This is a genomic window from Mycobacterium sp. NPDC050853 (assembly GCF_040653875.1).
Taxonomy (GTDB): Bacteria; Actinomycetota; Actinomycetes; order Mycobacteriales; family Mycobacteriaceae; genus Mycobacterium.
This window is the reverse complement of sequence record NZ_JBFAGW010000007.1, coordinates 71,181-86,992: the sequence shown is the minus strand read 5'-3', so window position 1 is coordinate 86,992 and position 15,812 is coordinate 71,181. Positions and strand designations below refer to the sequence as shown.

At 64.4% G+C, this 15,812-nt stretch carries 17 protein-coding genes and 1 pseudogene; 12 read left to right on the top strand and 6 right to left on the bottom strand.

Features of this window, described 5'->3' with window-relative positions:
- The first annotated feature begins 167 nt into the window (after window positions 1-167).
- From mptB to AB0H22_RS20495, 8 genes and pseudogenes are all read left to right on the top strand, one after another.
- On the top strand, window positions 168-1,994 hold the full coding sequence (gene mptB / locus AB0H22_RS20530; RefSeq protein ID WP_358148543.1) for a polyprenol phosphomannose-dependent alpha 1,6 mannosyltransferase MptB: 1,827 nt from the start codon (window positions 168-170) through the stop codon (window positions 1,992-1,994).
- Window positions 1,936-2,835: an ABC transporter ATP-binding protein gene (locus tag AB0H22_RS20525; RefSeq protein WP_358148541.1), complete on the top strand. Its 900-nt coding sequence runs from the start codon at window positions 1,936-1,938 to the stop codon at window positions 2,833-2,835. Before mptB ends, AB0H22_RS20525 begins: the two co-directional genes overlap by 59 nt.
- Window positions 2,832-3,626 (top strand): ABC transporter permease, encoded by a 795-nt coding sequence (locus AB0H22_RS20520; protein ID WP_358148538.1) that lies wholly within the window; start codon window positions 2,832-2,834, stop codon window positions 3,624-3,626. The genes AB0H22_RS20525 and AB0H22_RS20520 overlap by 4 nt, the downstream gene beginning before the upstream one ends.
- Window positions 3,627-3,644: 18 nt before the next feature.
- Window positions 3,645-3,735: pseudogene (locus AB0H22_RS20515) on the top strand (DUF899 domain-containing protein); the annotation flags it as partial.
- A gap of 76 nt (window positions 3,736-3,811) precedes the next feature.
- On the top strand, window positions 3,812-4,537 hold the full coding sequence (locus AB0H22_RS20510; RefSeq protein ID WP_358148536.1) for a hypothetical protein: 726 nt from the start codon (window positions 3,812-3,814) through the stop codon (window positions 4,535-4,537).
- The gene (locus tag AB0H22_RS20505; protein ID WP_358148533.1) at window positions 4,534-5,124 is read left to right on the top strand and encodes a cytochrome c oxidase subunit 3; all 591 of its coding nucleotides are present in this window, start codon (window positions 4,534-4,536) and stop codon (window positions 5,122-5,124) included. Before AB0H22_RS20510 ends, AB0H22_RS20505 begins: the two co-directional genes overlap by 4 nt.
- A 7-nt stretch (window positions 5,125-5,131) precedes the next feature.
- Window positions 5,132-5,443, top strand: a complete 312-nt coding sequence (locus AB0H22_RS20500; RefSeq protein WP_358148531.1) for a cytochrome C oxidase subunit IV family protein — start codon at window positions 5,132-5,134, stop codon at window positions 5,441-5,443.
- A gap of 29 nt (window positions 5,444-5,472) precedes the next feature.
- Entirely contained in the window at window positions 5,473-5,916 is a 444-nt protein-coding gene (locus tag AB0H22_RS20495; RefSeq protein WP_358148529.1) for a nuclear transport factor 2 family protein, read from the top strand.
- Between the two features lie 9 nt (window positions 5,917-5,925).
- On the opposite strand, the gene AB0H22_RS20490 is transcribed toward AB0H22_RS20495, so the two are convergent.
- The 3 genes from AB0H22_RS20490 to AB0H22_RS20480 all read right to left on the bottom strand — a co-directional run bounded on the left by AB0H22_RS20490 (window position 5,926) and on the right by AB0H22_RS20480 (window position 7,896).
- Window positions 5,926-6,489: a TetR/AcrR family transcriptional regulator gene (locus tag AB0H22_RS20490; protein ID WP_180749892.1), complete on the bottom strand. Its 564-nt coding sequence runs from the start codon at window positions 6,487-6,489 to the stop codon at window positions 5,926-5,928.
- Window positions 6,490-6,589: 100 nt separating this feature from the next.
- Window positions 6,590-6,805: a hypothetical protein gene (locus tag AB0H22_RS20485; protein ID WP_358148526.1), complete on the bottom strand. Its 216-nt coding sequence runs from the start codon at window positions 6,803-6,805 to the stop codon at window positions 6,590-6,592.
- A gap of 17 nt (window positions 6,806-6,822) precedes the next feature.
- Window positions 6,823-7,896, bottom strand: a complete 1,074-nt coding sequence (locus AB0H22_RS20480) for an oxygenase MpaB family protein (RefSeq protein ID WP_180749890.1) — start codon at window positions 7,894-7,896, stop codon at window positions 6,823-6,825.
- Window positions 7,897-8,130: 234 nt separating this feature from the next.
- Between AB0H22_RS20480 and AB0H22_RS20475 the strand changes: the two genes are divergently transcribed.
- Complete coding sequence (locus AB0H22_RS20475; protein WP_219603012.1) at window positions 8,131-9,075, top strand: COX15/CtaA family protein; 945 nt, start codon at window positions 8,131-8,133, stop codon at window positions 9,073-9,075.
- Here AB0H22_RS20475 and AB0H22_RS20470 read toward each other — a convergent pair.
- A complete protein-coding gene (locus AB0H22_RS20470) occupies window positions 9,028-9,993 on the bottom strand; it encodes a hypothetical protein (RefSeq protein ID WP_358148523.1) in 966 nt (321 codons plus the stop codon). The two genes, AB0H22_RS20475 and AB0H22_RS20470, sit on opposite strands and share 48 nt — an antisense overlap.
- Window positions 9,975-10,298, bottom strand: a complete 324-nt coding sequence (locus AB0H22_RS20465) for a hypothetical protein (RefSeq protein ID WP_180749887.1) — start codon at window positions 10,296-10,298, stop codon at window positions 9,975-9,977. The genes AB0H22_RS20470 and AB0H22_RS20465 overlap by 19 nt, the downstream gene beginning before the upstream one ends.
- Window positions 10,299-10,431: 133 nt before the next feature.
- Between AB0H22_RS20465 and AB0H22_RS20460 the strand changes: the two genes are divergently transcribed.
- A complete protein-coding gene (locus tag AB0H22_RS20460; protein ID WP_358148520.1) occupies window positions 10,432-11,409 on the top strand; it encodes a quinone oxidoreductase in 978 nt (325 codons plus the stop codon).
- On the opposite strand, the gene AB0H22_RS20455 is transcribed toward AB0H22_RS20460, so the two are convergent.
- Window positions 11,406-12,329, bottom strand: a complete 924-nt coding sequence (locus tag AB0H22_RS20455) for a heme o synthase (protein WP_180749885.1) — start codon at window positions 12,327-12,329, stop codon at window positions 11,406-11,408. The two genes, AB0H22_RS20460 and AB0H22_RS20455, sit on opposite strands and share 4 nt — an antisense overlap.
- A gap of 224 nt (window positions 12,330-12,553) precedes the next feature.
- Between AB0H22_RS20455 and tkt the strand changes: the two genes are divergently transcribed.
- Both tkt and tal read left to right on the top strand, forming a co-directional pair.
- Window positions 12,554-14,671: a transketolase gene (gene tkt / locus AB0H22_RS20450; protein ID WP_180749884.1), complete on the top strand. Its 2,118-nt coding sequence runs from the start codon at window positions 12,554-12,556 to the stop codon at window positions 14,669-14,671.
- A 12-nt stretch (window positions 14,672-14,683) separates the two neighbouring features.
- A complete protein-coding gene (tal, locus tag AB0H22_RS20445) occupies window positions 14,684-15,811 on the top strand; it encodes a transaldolase (protein WP_180749883.1) in 1,128 nt (375 codons plus the stop codon).
- Window position 15,812: the final 1 nt, after the last annotated feature.

Here is a 15,812-nt window from a genome sequence, read left to right as displayed (position 1 = left end):
CGCAGGCGCCATTGGAGAGGCCTGGCCGAATTTCACAACACCAGTGTGACGCAATTCGGAAGGCCACGTCTAGCAAGGGTTACCTATGTTGGGCATCGCCTTGTCACACGCTGTGCTTCCCGTCCGGGGTCCCGGAGCCGGGCACGACGGGCCGATACGCTGCTGGCGTGTCGGTACGTGGGCAGTGGCTGAGCTCGTCGCTGTCGCATCTGCATGATGACGAGCGTTCGTCGGCTCCGCTGAACGTCCGCGAGCTGACGGCGATGAACAGAACTCGCCTGTTCGGCGCCACCGGAACCGCTCTCATGGCGATCGGCGCACTGGGCGCGGGAGCACGACCCGTCATCCAGGACCCGATATTCGGCGTCCGGCTGCTCAACCTGCCCTCACGTATCCAGACGGTGTCACTGACCATGACCACCACCGGCGCCGTAATGATGACGTTGGCCTGGCTCATGCTGGGCCGCTTCGCGATCGGCAGCCTGCGAACCAAGGGAGTCAACGGCGAGCGCGGTCCATCGCGCCGGATGTCGCGGGGACAGCTGGACCGCACCCTGCTGCTGTGGATCCTGCCGCTGCTCATCGCGCCCCCGATGTACTCCAAAGACGTGTACTCGTATCTGGCGCAGAGCCAGATCGCGCGGCTCGGCAAGGATCCATACACGGAGGGCCCGTCCGTAGCCCTCGGGCTCGATCACGTGTTCACACTGTCGGTGCCCAGCCTGTGGCGAGAAACACCTGCCCCATACGGTCCACTGTTCCTGTGGATTGGCAAGGGAATCGCCTGGTTCACCGGTGACGACATCGTCGCCGGGGCGCTGTGCCATCGCCTCGTCGAACTCCTCGGGGTACTGCTGATCATCTGGGCCACACCGCGTCTGGCCCAGCGCTGCGGGGTCGCCGAGGTCAGTGCGCTCTGGCTGGGGGCCGCAAATCCACTGCTGCTGATGCATCTGGTCGCGGGGATCCACAACGAGGCACTCATGCTGGGCCTGATGCTGGCCGGCACCGAATTGGCCATGCGAGGTGTCGACTCGGCGCGCTCACTGGCGGGTGTGCGGCCCAGATTGAATCCTTTGGGGCCGCGGACGCGCGCGGAATGGGCCACCTGGGCACCGCTGGGCAATCTCCTTGCCGGCACCGTGCTCATCACCGCATCATCACAGGTCAAGCTGCCTTCCCTGCTGGCCCTCGGTTTCGTCGGAATGGCGCTGGCACGGCGGTGGGGCGGCGGTATCCGTGGCCTCTTCCAGGCCGGGGCGCTCCTCGGTGCCGTCACCGGCGCCGGAATGGTGCTCATCGCCTGGGCAAGCGGCCTCGGATTCGGCTGGGTGTACACACTCGGCACCGCGAACGCCGTCCGCAGCTGGATGTCGCCGCCGACGCTGGTTGCACTGGGCACCGGGCAGGTCGGCATCCTGCTTGGTCTCGGCGACCACACCACCGCGATCCTGTCGCTGACCCGAGGAATCGGTATCGGCATCATCGGCATCGCGGTGTCGTGGCTGCTGTTCGCGGTGCTGCGCGGGCGCCTGCACCCCGTCGGCGGGCTCGGCGTCGCCCTCGGCATCACGGTGCTGCTGTTTCCGGTGGTGCAACCCTGGTACCTGCTCTGGGCGATCATCCCGTTGGCGGCATGGGCCACCCGGCCCGCATTCCGCGGCACCGCGATCGGCATCACCCTGCTCGTAGGCATCTTCGGGCCCACCGCCAATGGCGACAGGTTTGCCTTGTTCCAGATCATCGACGCGACCGTGGCCAGCGCGATCATCGCCCTGTTACTCATCGCTATCACGCACAACTACCTGCCCTGGCGTCGGCTGCCTAACGGTGACGATGACGCGCCGCTTACGCTGACTGACCGTGACACAACCAGAGAGGATGGTCGCTCGGACCAGCCTCACTCCGTCGACCAGGACGGCACCACCGGTGCGGATGCGGTCGGTGACGAAGCGGTACGGGACGACAACAGCGCTGCACAACCTCGACCTTGAGGTCGAGCAGGCCCAGGTATTCGCGCTACTCGGGCCCAACGGCGCCGGGAAGACCACGACCGTCGAATTGTGCGAGGGCTTCCTGCATCCCGACGAAGGCACCGTTGAGGTGCTGGGCATGGATCCGGTCGCAAAGAACTCGGCGGTGCGCGCACGAATCGGCGTCATGCTGCAGGGTGGTGGTGCCTACCCCACCGCCCGGGCCAGCGAGATGCTCGGGCTCGTGGCCTCGTACTCGGCCAATCCCCTTGACCCGCAATGGCTTCTGGACACTCTCGGGCTGACCGACGTCGCCCGCACCCCGTACCGGCGGCTATCCGGAGGGCAGCAACAGCGCCTTGCGCTGGCGTGCGCGCTGGTCGGGCGACCCGAGCTGGTGTTTCTCGACGAGCCGACCGCCGGCATGGACGCGCACGCGAGGCTGGTGGTGTGGGAGCTCATCGACTGCCTGCGCCGTGACGGCGTATCGGTGGTGCTGACCACGCACCACATGAAAGAGGCCGAGGAGCTGGCCGATCAGTTGGTGATCATCGACCATGGTGCGGTCGTCGCCGCGGGCACACCGGCAGAGCTGATGCAGACCGGCGCCGAGAACCAACTGCGCTTCTCCGCTCCTCCCCGACTGAACCTGACCCTGCTCACCTCCGCACTGCCGGAGGGCTACAAGGTGGCCGAGGTGACTCCCGGCGAATACCGGGTCGAGGGTGTTATCGACCCGCAGGTGCTGGCCGCCGTCACCGCCTGGTGTGCCCGGATGGATGCGCTGACCACCGATCTACGCGTGGAGAAACGCAGCCTGGAAGACGTATTCCTCGATCTGACCGGCAGGGAATTGCGATGACTGACGCCACACCCCGTTTCGATCCGGGCACCTTCACGCCCGATCCGCGACCGAGCGCAGTGCACACCATGCTTTTCGCGCAGTTCTGGCTAGAACTCAAGCTGCTGCTCCGCAACGGTGAGCAGCTGCTGCTCACCATGTTCATCCCGATCACCCTGCTGATCGGATTGACACTGCTGCCGCTGGGTCAATTCCCCGGCTCGCGTACCGACATCTTCGTACCCGCGATCATGGCGTTGGCGGTCATTTCCACCGCCTTCACCGGGCAGGCCATCGCCGTCGGATTCGACCGCCGGTACGGTGCGCTGAAACGCTTGGGCGCCACAGCATTACCGGTGTGGGGCATCATCGCCGGCAAGGCACTCGCCGTGGTGGCGGTGGTCGTACTGCAGGCCGGCGTCATCGGCGCGATCGGTGGCGCGCTGGGCTGGCGACCGCATCCGGTGGGATTGTTGCTCGGCGCGGTGATCATCGCGATCGGCACCGCGGCATTCGCGGCGATGGGCCTGCTGCTGGGCGGCACGCTGCGCGCGGAAATCGTGCTGGCGCTGGCGAATCTGCTGTGGTTCATCTTCGCCGGGCTGGGGGCGTTGACCCTGGAGGACGGTCGCACCACCGACGCGATCCCGCACGGCGTGGTGCTGCTTGCGCGGCTCTCCCCCTCGGGTGCGCTCTCGGAAGCGTTGGCTGCCGCGATGACATTGTCGGTGGACTGGTTCGCGCTTGTGGTGCTCACGGTGTGGGGTGTGCTCGCCGGGTACGGTGCGCTGCGCTGGTTCAAATTCACCTGAGCCGACGAGTTCGGGCCGTATGGCCGCCAAGAGCTCCGGGAGGACTCCCCCCGCGGGCCGGCCCCAGACTCCGCCATATCAGTGGTGGCGCTTGCACGACGAGTACTAGCCGCTCTCTAGACAGCGCTCCAGCCGATCGCTACAGTAGGCCCGGCTAATTAAACGATCGGTCATATTTTCTCGGTTTGACCGACCACCTCAACGAGGAGGACGTCGTGAAGCACGATCGGTTTCTGATGAGCCTGGGCGTCTGGTCCCCACTGGCGTACTTGCTCACATTTGGGTTCGGATGGCTTGTCCTGGCTCGCTGGTTTCCACCGATAGCGCCGACCAGCAGCCCCCTGCAGGTCGCGGAGATCTTCCGCAACCACCACTTTGTGCTTGAGCTGGCCGCCGTCTCCATCATGGTCTCCACCGTCGTGCTCGTTCCGGTCTCCGCATTGTTGGTTCTCGTGATCCGGAAGATCGAAAAACAGACCAGCCTGCTGACACTCATGGCGGGTTTCACACTTACGTGTTTCTTGGTGCTGAACTTCTACGCAGGCTTCTCGTTCTCCACGGCAGCGTTCCGCGTCGAGCGTTCTCCTGATCTAGTCCAGTTCGCCAGCGACGCCGGCTTCCTGCAATTCATCGGCGGGATACCGATGTTCATCATGGTGTGGATATTGACGGCATACGCCGTCCTCGTCACCGACAGGGGTCCAGAGCCGATCGCTCCCCGCTGGTTCGGCTATCTCAACTTGTGGATTGCGTTGCTATATCTGCCCGAGCTGCTGGTTTTCTTCTTCAAGACCGGCCCATTCGCATGGGACGGCGTCATCGGATTCTGGATTCCCGCAGTCCTGTTCATCGTGTATTTTCTTGTCGCACCGTTTGTGTTGAAACCGATTGTCAAACGCCACTTTTCATGAAGGCGGCTCAGAAGAACACCCGGAGGATCCCGGGCGAGCCTGAATTCTGGATTTTCGTGCTGGGAGACATGGCTCTCTTTGCAGTGTTCTTCATTCTCTGGGGGTGGAACAACGCCCATCAGCTTGAGCTGTTCGATGCGAACCGCGCGACTCTGAGCAAAGAGATCGGCCTCGCGAACACCCTGCTGCTGATCACCAGCTCAGCCCTGGTGGCGGCTGGGCTCACGCGGGCCAGAAACGGCCATGTCCAGGTGGCTCGCCGTCTTTATCAGGGTGCGATGACGCTGGGCGCCGGCTTCCTCGTGCTCAAGGTCGTCGAATACGGGGCGCATATCCGGCACGGGATGAGTGCGCTGAGTAACGACTTCTTCATGCTCTATTTCGTCTTCACCGGCATCCACGCCCTGCACGTAGTCGCCGGACTGGCGGCGCTCGCACTGGGCGCCCGGCAGTGCACCGCACCGGCGGATCCGGATCGCGCGGGCACGGAGCGGCCGAATCTGGTACTCCTCGAATCCGTTGGCGTGTATTGGCACATGGTCGATGTGTTCTGGCTCTTCCTGTTCGCCATCATCTACCTCGTTTAGGAAGCTGGTGAATTCACATATGGCACTGGACATCCGGGCCGATACTTCCGCCCGTGTTATCGCGACGTGGGTGGTACTGGTAGCCGCAAGCCTCGCCTCGGCGTTCTTGAGCCATGAGCACCTGTCAGGGATCGGTATTGCGGGCGTTCTGCTGCTAGCCGCGTTCAAAGCACTCCTGGTGATTGGCGAATACATCGAAATCCGGCGCGCTCCGATATGGCTCATTGCAGTCTGCGGCCTCTGGACCACTGTCGTCTCGTGCTGCCTCGTCCTGCTGATCGCCGCACCCGCGTGGACGCTCGCATTGTTGGGACGATGAGCTGAAGCCAAGTCTCGTAGGCTCGCGTTGTGACGGATATCGAAGCGGCGCTGGACCGGTTTCTCACAGCGTTCAACACCAACGACCTCGATATCGTCATGCAGCACTTTGCCGAGGACGCAGAGTACTTACCCGGCGACGGGTCACGCCATGTGGGACTGGCCGCTATTCGCCGCGAATTCGAGCCGCAGTTCAGCGGTCGTTACGGTGCAATGACTTTCGACGAGCACGACCGCCTTGTCGACGAGATCGCGCACAAGGCGACTATTCGATGGACCTGTCGCCACGACATCCGGGCGCGGCAATCGCCTGGGCGGCTCCTCGGCCTCGCGACACGCGTTGGTGCCGTCGTCTTCCCGCGTTTTGGCTGGGAAGGGCTCGACGTCTTCCACTTCAACGACCAGGGCAAGATCACCGGCAAATACTCATACTCCAATTACGTGCTGCCCCGGATCAGCCGACGACTCGGCTAGATGGTGGATTCAGCGAGGAGTGGCTCGTAATGCCCGGTATGCGGCCCGACCGACGATTTCGGCTAGGTCCGTGGCGGTCCACTGCGGCTCGGGACCAAGCATCAACCGGATGGCTCCTTCGCTGATCGACAGGAGTGTGTCCATCAGCGGGGGCAGAACGAGGTCGATATCGCGGACCTGCCACCGCTGCAGCAGGGGACGCATAACATCGCATATCTGTGCCCGGATCTGCGCCCGGCCCTGCGTAATGGCCTCGGCCAGAACAGGATCTGCCTGCGCTGCGACGATAATCTGCCATGATGCCGGACGCTCGGTGACATCGGCGAGCAGGGCGCCGAATCCGTCGACAAACATCTGCTCAATGGAGCCCGTCCGTTGCGGCGGAAGGATGGCACGCAGGCTCGTGAGGGCCAGATACGTCTCGCGCTCCAGCAGTTGCATCAGCACCTCACCTCGTCCGCTGTAGCAGGCATAGACAACGGGACGGGTCACACCCATACGAGTGGCGATGGCAGCCATCGTCACATTCGCCACACCCTGCTCAGCCGTGATCTCCAGGGCTGTATCCAGCACCTGCGCCCGCCTCCGCTCCGGTCCGAGATGTTCGGCCCGGGCGCGCGGGTTCGTCGAGACTGGCGGTGCAGCGACAGTGACCTCCTAAAAGCTGGCCCGGCTACTGCAGATACACGTTGGCAATGATGAGCACCGGCCAGGCGACGATTTCCCCCAGCATAGAGAAGAGCTTGTCCAATCCGGTGAGCTGTTCGAGATGGTCGTGATGGGTTATTGCCCAAATCAGCCCGATCACGAAGTACGGCACCCCAATGACGAGGGCCAGATAGACAAGCTGGCGGATGCTCAGTTGACGGTCAAGCAGGTCCTTGATCACGGTGTGCTCCTTCTGAATCATCCAACAGTGCCGAGAATCGGCTCGGACTCTCTAATTCCCTCATCGCTGGGGACTTGCCCTTCCCCAAAAACACGGGCTTTCTGCCTTTCCCGGAGTTCTCGGTGCGCCCGGCTGGGCATCTCATAGCCGTAGCGTTCCTGAGCTTGCCTGGGTGTCATGGTGATTGAGCTCTTCGGCGGCACGGACAGCAGAACACGAGCGCCGATCGGCACTGTGCCGGGTGAGATCAGCCGGAGCAGAATCAATTGCAGCCGCTTACTCATGCTGATTGCGGTGAATGACGCGCTCAGGAGTGGGACGATCATTGCGTCCAGCACAGGACCGACGCCTAACCCGGCCATCTCCCGCATCCACCGAGGCATGGTCGCCAGTGTGCCGCGGCGCAGAAACCAGGTGATCACCTTGGTGAATGGCCGCAACAGCAGTGGCATTGGCGGCAGCATCACCTCGGCGCTGAGCAGGTGCCGCATCGCCTGCCGGGCGATATCAGAACCGATGAGATGCGGCCGCATCATTTCGAAGTACTCGCGTACACCCTCACGAGTTCGGGGAACATCGTCTGGGTCGCACGTCTGCAATTCGGCCGCGCGGGCGCATTCAGTCCAGAACTGTTCCTCTTCCCAATCGGAAAGCCGCCCTGGACCGTACTTTTCGTAGGCGAGGAGTATCGAATGCCAGGCCGTGAGGTGAATCCACAACTGCGATGCTGGATTGTTCGCGTCATAGTTCTCGCCGGTGACCGGATCGACGCCGATGGCCTTGGAATGAATTTTTACCAGTACATCGGCCGCCTTGGCCGTCGATCTGCTGTCGTCAAAGGCCACCATCGCGAAATACCGCAAGGTGCGGTCATAACGAGTCCGTGGCCGCGAATAGATCTCATGCGTCTTATCCACGGCAGCAATCAATCCGGGATCGAGTTCCTCGATCACCACGGCGCGCTGAAATCCAATGGACAGGGACGTCGGGTAGCTCCACACACGCCATGACACCGACTCTGGACCGAAGAAGCCGTAGTCCTCAGCGGGTTCAACCTTCGGTAATGACAGCCACTCCCGGATCACGCTCACCAGGCCCGCTCCTTCTGCACCAGTAATCCTACGCGGCGTAGGATTTTCATACACGGAGTAGGATTCACTACCGGACTGCTTACGTCAAGCAATCCAACGTCAAGCAATCCACTCACCCCCAAAAGTGGGCATACGCACGGGATCAACGGTGATTACTACGAGGCGTAGTTGCCGGTGGCCTAGACTCAGCCCGTGTTATATCGGGCGTTCCTGCGGGTAGTCGATCTACTGCCGATGCCGAGCCTGCGGACGCAGCGCCTCATTGCCGCGGCCGTCGTACTCACCCAGGGCGGAATCGCCGTCACCGGCGCCGTGGTCCGCGTCACCGCCTCCGGCCTCGGGTGTCCCACCTGGCCGCAGTGCTTCCCCGGGAGCTTCACCCCCGTCGCCGTCGCCGAAGTCCCCCGCATCCACCAAGCCGTCGAATTCGGCAATCGGATGATCAGCTTCCTGGTGGTTATCACCGCGGCGCTGGCGGTGCTGGCTGTGACGCGCGCGCGCCGCCGCCATGAGGTACTGGTCTACGCCTGGCTGATGCCGGCCTCGACGGTGCTACAGGCGGTTATCGGTGGCATCACCGTGCTGACTGGCTTGCTGTGGTGGACGGTCGCAATCCACCTGCTGGTGTCGATGGGCATGGTGTGGCTGGCCACCTTGCTCTACGTGAAAGTCGGTGAGCCCGATATAGATTCCGATCTCCCCACGGTGCCCCCGCCTCCCGCGCCACTGCGCCGGCTCACCGCCCTGATCGGCGTGATCCTGGCCGCGGTCCTGGTGGTCGGAACGCTGGTGACCGGGGCCGGACCACATGCCGGCGACAAGAGCATCACGCGCGTGGTGCCACGCCTGCAGGTCGAGATCAGCACGCTGGTGCATCTGCACGGCACGCTGCTGATTGCCTACCTGGCGCTGCTGGTGGGCCTGGGATTCGGACTGGCAGCCGTCGGCGCGACGCGACGTGTTTGGATGCGCCTCGCGGTGCTGGTGGCGCTCACGCTGGCGCAGGGACTGGTTGGCGTGGTCCAGTTCTATACCGGTGTGCCCGCGGTGCTCGTCGCAGTTCACGTCGCAGGTGCGGCCGCGTGCACCGCGGCCACCGCGGCCCTGTGGGCGGCGCTGACTACCCCGGCGCTAGCTGCGTCCGTGCTGCCCAAGCGGGCCCAGGCCCAAGCGCTCTAACGCATCTTCGACACCGATCACGAACTTTCGTTGCGCGAGATCACGCTCCTCGGTCTCCAGCTGGCGCCAGCCCAGAGACGGCTCGACCAACTCAAGCTCCAGCAGCCGCGGATCGTCATCGCTCACACCGCCGATCACGTCAACGCGCGCGTACAACAGATCGGTCATCGCGACACGGCACTTCGTCGCGGCCGCGGCCAGCGCCGCCGCACCAAGCTTCCACAACGCCGAGGATGGCTTGACGGGCGCCAACCGCTCGGAATGGAATAGTCCCGACTCGTCGACATCGGCCGCAGTACCCGGCGGAGGCAACAGCGCCCCCTTGGTAAAGGCATGCGACGGTTCGCCATTGAGGAAGACCAGCGCTGTCTCACCGTGGTGATCGACCCGCAAATCGTACGGCTGAATCAGCACGGTGCGGCCTTCATCCTGGAGCCCCTCCGCGTGATTGCGCGCGGCCTCCGGGCAGGTGAAGCGGCCCGCACCGCGGGATCCGCCGGCCACCGCGGGCTTGATCACCAGTTCCCCATCAGGCAGGACGATCGTCTCATCGGGAGCGAAGAATATGCTCGGTACCGTCGGGATACCCACTGCGGCAAGGTCATTCAGGTAGCGCTTATCAGTGTTCCAGCGCACCACCGGCAGCGGGTTGAGTACATTGCGGACCGATCCGACCCATTGCAGAAATCCATCCAGGCGTTCGGGGTAGTCCCACGTCGCACGTAGGATCACCAGATCTGCCTGTGCAATATCGGGGTCGTCCCAGGAAAGCCAACGGGCGTGTAGATCACGAGCACGCAGGGCAGCAACAAGTTCGGCGTCGTCACCGTCACCGGAGACGAGCTGCGGGCAACCGGCCAGAACGATGCGCGGATGGAAGATATCCGGCCGTCCCAGCCTTACGTCCGGGCGACCCACCCGGCCATCTTCTTGACGTGACCCGGTGCCGGGTTAGCGGTGCTGACCAGTTCGCGGTCCCACTCCTCGACGGCCTCGATGCCTTCGACGGCCGCCACCGCGGCATGCGCGGTCGCGAGGTCGGTGACCACCTGATCACCAAGAATCCCATCGGCCCCGACGAGGGTAATCCGGACACCCGCCTGCCCGATGCGCTGCAGCACCGCCTTGGTGGGCATGTGGTGCGCCTTCACGAAGGCAGTCAACGCGCGGTGCACGGTCGACGGAACGGACACCTTCGCGTCCAGCTTGGCTTCGTCGGTCATACCCAGAGAGTACGTGGCCACCATCAGATACCTCCGCGAGTGTGAAGCCATGGCGGAATATCGGCTGATTTTTCGCCATGGCTTCACACTCGGCGAAGGCCCGCACACGCGATGCCCAGGGATACTGGTTCCCATGCGTGCCATCGAAGTGCCCGTGACCGGAGGACCCGAGGTCCTCACCCTCGTCGAGAAGAGCGGTCCGACGCCCGGCCCCGGTGAGGTGCTCATCGACGTCGACGCGGTGGGAGTCAACTTCCGCGATATCTACCTACGCAACGGCAGCTACGCCGCCCCGCTCCCCCACATCCCGGGATCCGAGGTCAGCGGGGTGGTGAGCGCCGTCGGCGAGGGTGTCGAGAGCCTGGTCCCCGGAGACCGTGTCGCCACACCGGTAGCGGCCTGGGGCTACGCCGAATTGACCACCGCACCAGCTGATTTCACCGCGAAAGTGCCCGAAGCGCTGTCCGCGGAGGTCGCGGCGAGTGCCCTGCTACAGGGCATCACGGCGCATTACCTGCTCACCTCGGTGTACCCCGTCGCCGCCGGTGACACCGTGCTGGTGCACGCCGGCGCCGGCGGTATGGGCCTGCTGCTGACCCAGTGGGCGACCTATCGCGGTGTCCGGGTCATCACCACAGTGTCCAGCAAGGCCAAGGAGAAGCTGTCCCGCGAGGCCGGCGCGGCCGAGGTGCTGCCCTATCCCGATCCGAACGATCCGAGCGAATTCGACGCCCGCATCAAGGAACTGACCTCCGGCGAGGGCGTCGCAGTCGCCTATGACGGTGTAGGCAAGTCAACGTTCGAGGCGAGCCTGGCGGCAGTTCGGGTGCGCGGTCTAATTGCCCTGTACGGCGCGGCGAGCGGTCAGGTGCCACCCTTCGACCCGCAGCGGCTCACCGCCAAGTCGGCGGTGCTGACCCGACCCACCATGGGCCATTTCATCCGGACCCCCAAGGAATTCGCCTGGCGCGCCGACGACGTCCTGGATCTGGTGTCACGCGGAACGTTGAAGATCACCGTCGGCGCGAGCTACCCACTGGATCAGGCCGCCCAGGCGCATGTCGACCTGGAGGCCCGTAAGACCACCGGGTCGGTTGTGCTGGTGCCCTAGTAGCCCAGCAGCGTCGGCCAGCCGACGACGGAGTCCACGGCCAGCGCGCAGAAGACCACGGCCAGATAGTTGTTCGACTGCAGGAACAGCCGCAGCGGTCTGATCGGCTGCCCCTTGCGCACACCCGAATAGAGCTGGTGTGCCATTGCCAGGAACCACGCCCCGGCCAGGAACGCGACCACGGCATAGATAACACCCGCAGCCAGGGCCAGCGCCAGAGTGGCCAGCACCGTCAGCCAGGTGTAGATGAGGATCAGCTTCGTGACCTTCTCCTCGGTGGCGATCACGGGCAGCATCGGGACACCCGCAGCGCGGTAGTCCTCCTTGTAACGCATGGCCAGCGCCCAGGTATGCGGCGGCGTCCAGAAGAAGATGATGGCGAACATCACCAGTGCCGGCCACTGAATCGTGTTGGTGACCGCTGACCATCCGATCATCACCGGCATGCAGCCAGCGGCCCCGCCCCACACCACGTTCTGCGCGGTTCGCCGCTTGAGCACCATCGTGTAAATGAAGACATAGAACGCGATGGTGGCCACCGCGAGCACACCGGAGAGCAGATTCGAGGTCCACCACAACCATGCGAAGGAGCCAACACCGAGCGCGATCCCGAAGACCAGGGCGTTGCGGGTGGTCACTGAAGCAGTGGCCAGGGGGCGGCGTGCGGTGCGCTTCATCAACTTGTCGATATCGGCGTCCACGACGCAGTTGAGCGTGTTGGCACTCGCCGCGGCCATGACCCCGCCGATGAGGGTGTCCACGATGAGCAGCGGAGCAACCGTTCCGCGGTCCGCGAGCAACATCGCGGGAATCGTGGTGACCAGCAGCAGCTCGATAACCCGCGGCTTCGTCAAGGCGATATACGCGAGGATGGTCGAGAGAAACGGACCGTGAGCACGCGCGCCCTGCGTCACTCGCATCCGCACCGCGCTGATCCTCCTGGGTAATTATCCGGTGAGCCAGCCGTCCCGCGGCACTGAGCGCTCTACTACACACGATGGTAGACCGACAGGGTCTCGTGTCGACAACCAAGGTCGGCCCGGAAGTGAACAGAGGTTGTCCGCCAACGGGCGCTCACATGGCCTGCCAAGCGCGACTCGATGGTGAGGGAGCGACTCGATATCCGCGGCACTACGATGGGCCGGTGACCGCGATCGACGAGATCCCGACCGATATCCCATCTCTCACCCGGGCCGACCACCCGGATGACTGGACAGACCTGGACTCGCGTGCGGTGGACACCGCCCGGGTACTGGCCGCAGATGCCGTGCAGAAGGTCGGTAACGGCCATCCCGGCACCGCGATGAGCCTCGCCCCCGTGGCGTACACGCTGTTCCAGCGCCAATTGCGCCACGACCCCAGTGACACCACCTGGATTGGGCGTGACCGGTTCGTGCTGTCTTGCGGCCACAGCAGCCTGACCCTGTACATACAGCTGTACTTGGGCGGTTTCGGCCTAGAGCTCTCCGATATCGAGGCCCTGCGCACCTGGGGGTCGCTGACCCCGGGGCACCCCGAATGGCACCACACCAAGGGTGTCGAGATCACCACCGGCCCGCTCGGTCAGGGCCTGGCCTCGGCGGTCGGCATGGCAATGGCCTCGCGGTACGAGCGCGGTCTCTTCGACCCCGATGCCGCCCCCGGCACCAGTCCGTTCGACCACCACATCTACGTCATCGCCTCCGACGGCGATATCGAAGAGGGTGTGACCTCGGAAGCATCCTCGCTGGCCGCCACCCAGGAGCTCGGGAACCTCGTCGTCATCTGGGATGACAACAAGATCTCCATCGAGCACGACACCAAGATCGCACTGAGCGAGGACACCGCCGCCCGGTACGAAGCGTATGGCTGGCATGTGCAGACCGTCGTCGGCGGCGAGAACGTCACCGGCATCGAGGAAGCGCTGGCCAACGCGCGCGCCGTCACCGATCGGCCGTCCTTCATCGCGCTCCGCACCATCATCGGCTACCCCGCGCCGACCAAGATGAACACCGGCGGCGTGCACGGCTCGGCCCTTGGCGCCGACGAGGTGGCCGCCACTAAGAAGATTCTCGGCTTCGACCCCGAGAAATCGTTCGAGGTCACCCCGGAGGTCATCGAGCACACCCGTAGCCTGGTACAGCGCGGCAAGCAGGCACATGCCGAGTGGGACAAAGGCTTTGACGCATGGGCTGCCCGCGAGCCTGAGCGCAAAGCACTGCTGGACCGACTGCAGGCCCGCGCCCTTCCCGAGGGCTGGGATGCCGAGCTGCCGTCGTGGGAGCCGGGCTCCAAGGGGATCGCCACCCGCGCCGCGTCCGGCGACACGCTGTCGGCGCTCGGCGCCAAGCTGCCCGAGCTGTGGGGTGGCTCTGCCGACCTGGCGGGCAGTAACAACACCACCATCAAGGGGGCGGACTCCTTCGGCCCCACGGCCATCGCCACCTCCGACTGGAACGCCCAACCATACGGTCGCACACTGCATTTCGGTATCCGCGAGCACGCGATGGGCTCCATCCTGTCCGGTATCGTGCTGCACGGACCCACCCGCGCGTACGGCGGAACATTCCTGCAGTTCGCCGACTACATGCGTCCCGCGGTGCGGTTGGCCGCGCTGATGAACATCGATCCGATCTACGTGTGGACACACGACTCGATCGGCCTCGGCGAGGACGGCCCCACCCACCAGCCGGTGGAGCATCTCGCCGCGCTGCGTGCCATTCCGAACCTGTCGGTGGTGCGGCCCGGTGACGCGAACGAGACCGCCTACGCCTGGGCGACGGTCCTGGAACGTCGATCCAGCACCGGCCCAGTCGGTTTGGCGCTTACCCGGCAGGGTGTGCCGATCCTGGAAGGCACCAGTCGCGACGGCGTCGCCAAGGGCGCCTACGTACTCGACGCGGCCGACGGCACCCCCGATGTCATCCTCATCGGCACCGGCTCAGAACTGCAGCTTGCCGTCGAGGCAAAGAAGATTCTGGCCGGCAAGGGAATTCAAGCCTCCGTGGTGTCGTTCCCCTGTGTGGAATGGTTCGAGTCGCAGCCACAGCAGTACCGCGACAGCGTGCTGCCCCCGACTGTGCGGGCCCGGGTGGCCGTGGAAGCCGGAATCGCGCAGGGCTGGTACAAGTTCGTCGGCGACGCCGGGCAGATCGTCTCGCTGGAGCATTTCGGAGCTTCCGCCGACGACAAGACGTTGTTCCGTGAGTTCGGTTTCACCCCAGATGCAGTAGCCGCGGCCGCCGAAAGGTCCATCGCGGCGGCCCAATCACCCCGAATCTGAAGGGATCGATCGATGACTGACCAGAACGCTAATCTCGCCGAACTGAGCGAGGCCGGAGTTGCCGTCTGGCTCGACGATCTCTCCAGGGATCGCCTCACCTCCGGCAACCTCGCCGAGCTGATCGCGACCAGGAGCATCGTAGGGGTGACCACCAACCCTGCGATCTTCCAGGCTGCCTTATCCAAGGGGCACGCCTACGATGCGCAGATCGCCGAGCTGGCCGAGCGCGGAGCCGATGTCGACTCGGCAATCCGCACCGCCACCACCGATGATGTGCGCGCCGCCTGCGATGTGTTGGCCCCGCAGTACGAGGCCTCCGAAGGTGTGGATGGTCGGGTGTCCATCGAGGTGGACCCCCGCCTTGCCCACGACACCGACAAGACCATCCTGCAGGCGATTGAGCTGTGGAAGATCGTCGACCGTCCGAACGTGCTGATCAAGATTCCAGCGACCAAGGCCGGTCTGCCCGCGATCACCGCGGTGATCGCCGAGGGAATCTCGGTGAACGTCACGCTGATCTTCTCGGTGGACCGCCACAAGGAGGTCATGGACGCGTACCTGGCCGGCCTGGAAGCCGCCAAGGAAGCCGGCCGTGACCTGTCCAAGATCCACTCGGTGGCATCGTTCTTCGTCTCCCGAGTGGACACCGAGATCGACAAGCGCCTCGAAGACATCGGCAATGGCCAAGCCCTGTCCCTGCGTGGCCGGGCCGGGGTCGCCAACGCTCGGCTGGCCTACCAGGCCTACGAGAAGGTCTTCGACCACGGTCATCGTTTCGGTGCACTCAAGGGCGCAGGTGCACGGGTACAGCGGCCGCTGTGGGCGTCGACGGGTGTGAAGAACCCCGACTACGACGACACCATGTACGTAGTGGACCTGGTGGCTCCGCACACCGTCAACACCATGCCCGAGAAGACACTGGAGTCGGTCGCCGACCATGGTGTGGTCACCGGTAACACCATTCACGGGACCTACGACGGTGCACACGCGGTGTTCCACGAGCTGAGCCGCGCCGGGGTCGACCTGGACGACGTGTTCGAGGTGCTCGAAACCGAAGGTGTCGACAAGTTCGAGGTCGCCTGGAACGAGCTCATCGACGCCACCCAAGCTCAGCTCGACGCGGTCTCCGACAAGGGCTGAC

Coding starts and splice junctions, on each gene's coding strand:
- AB0H22_RS20475 (WP_219603012.1), top strand. CDS start 8,131: ATGCCGAGCCTGCGGACGCAGCGCCTCATTGCCGCGGCCGTCGTACTC.
- AB0H22_RS20465 (WP_180749887.1), bottom strand. CDS start 10,298: ATGACCGACGAAGCCAAGCTGGACGCGAAGGTGTCCGTTCCGTCGACC.
- tal (WP_180749883.1), top strand. CDS start 14,684: ATGACTGACCAGAACGCTAATCTCGCCGAACTGAGCGAGGCCGGAGTT.
- AB0H22_RS20520 (WP_358148538.1), top strand. CDS start 2,832: ATGACTGACGCCACACCCCGTTTCGATCCGGGCACCTTCACGCCCGAT.
- AB0H22_RS20505 (WP_358148533.1), top strand. CDS start 4,534: ATGAAGGCGGCTCAGAAGAACACCCGGAGGATCCCGGGCGAGCCTGAA.
- AB0H22_RS20460 (WP_358148520.1), top strand. CDS start 10,432: ATGCGTGCCATCGAAGTGCCCGTGACCGGAGGACCCGAGGTCCTCACC.
- AB0H22_RS20455 (WP_180749885.1), bottom strand. CDS start 12,329: ATGCGAGTGACGCAGGGCGCGCGTGCTCACGGTCCGTTTCTCTCGACC.
- AB0H22_RS20525 (WP_358148541.1), top strand. CDS start 1,936: ATGCGGTCGGTGACGAAGCGGTACGGGACGACAACAGCGCTGCACAAC.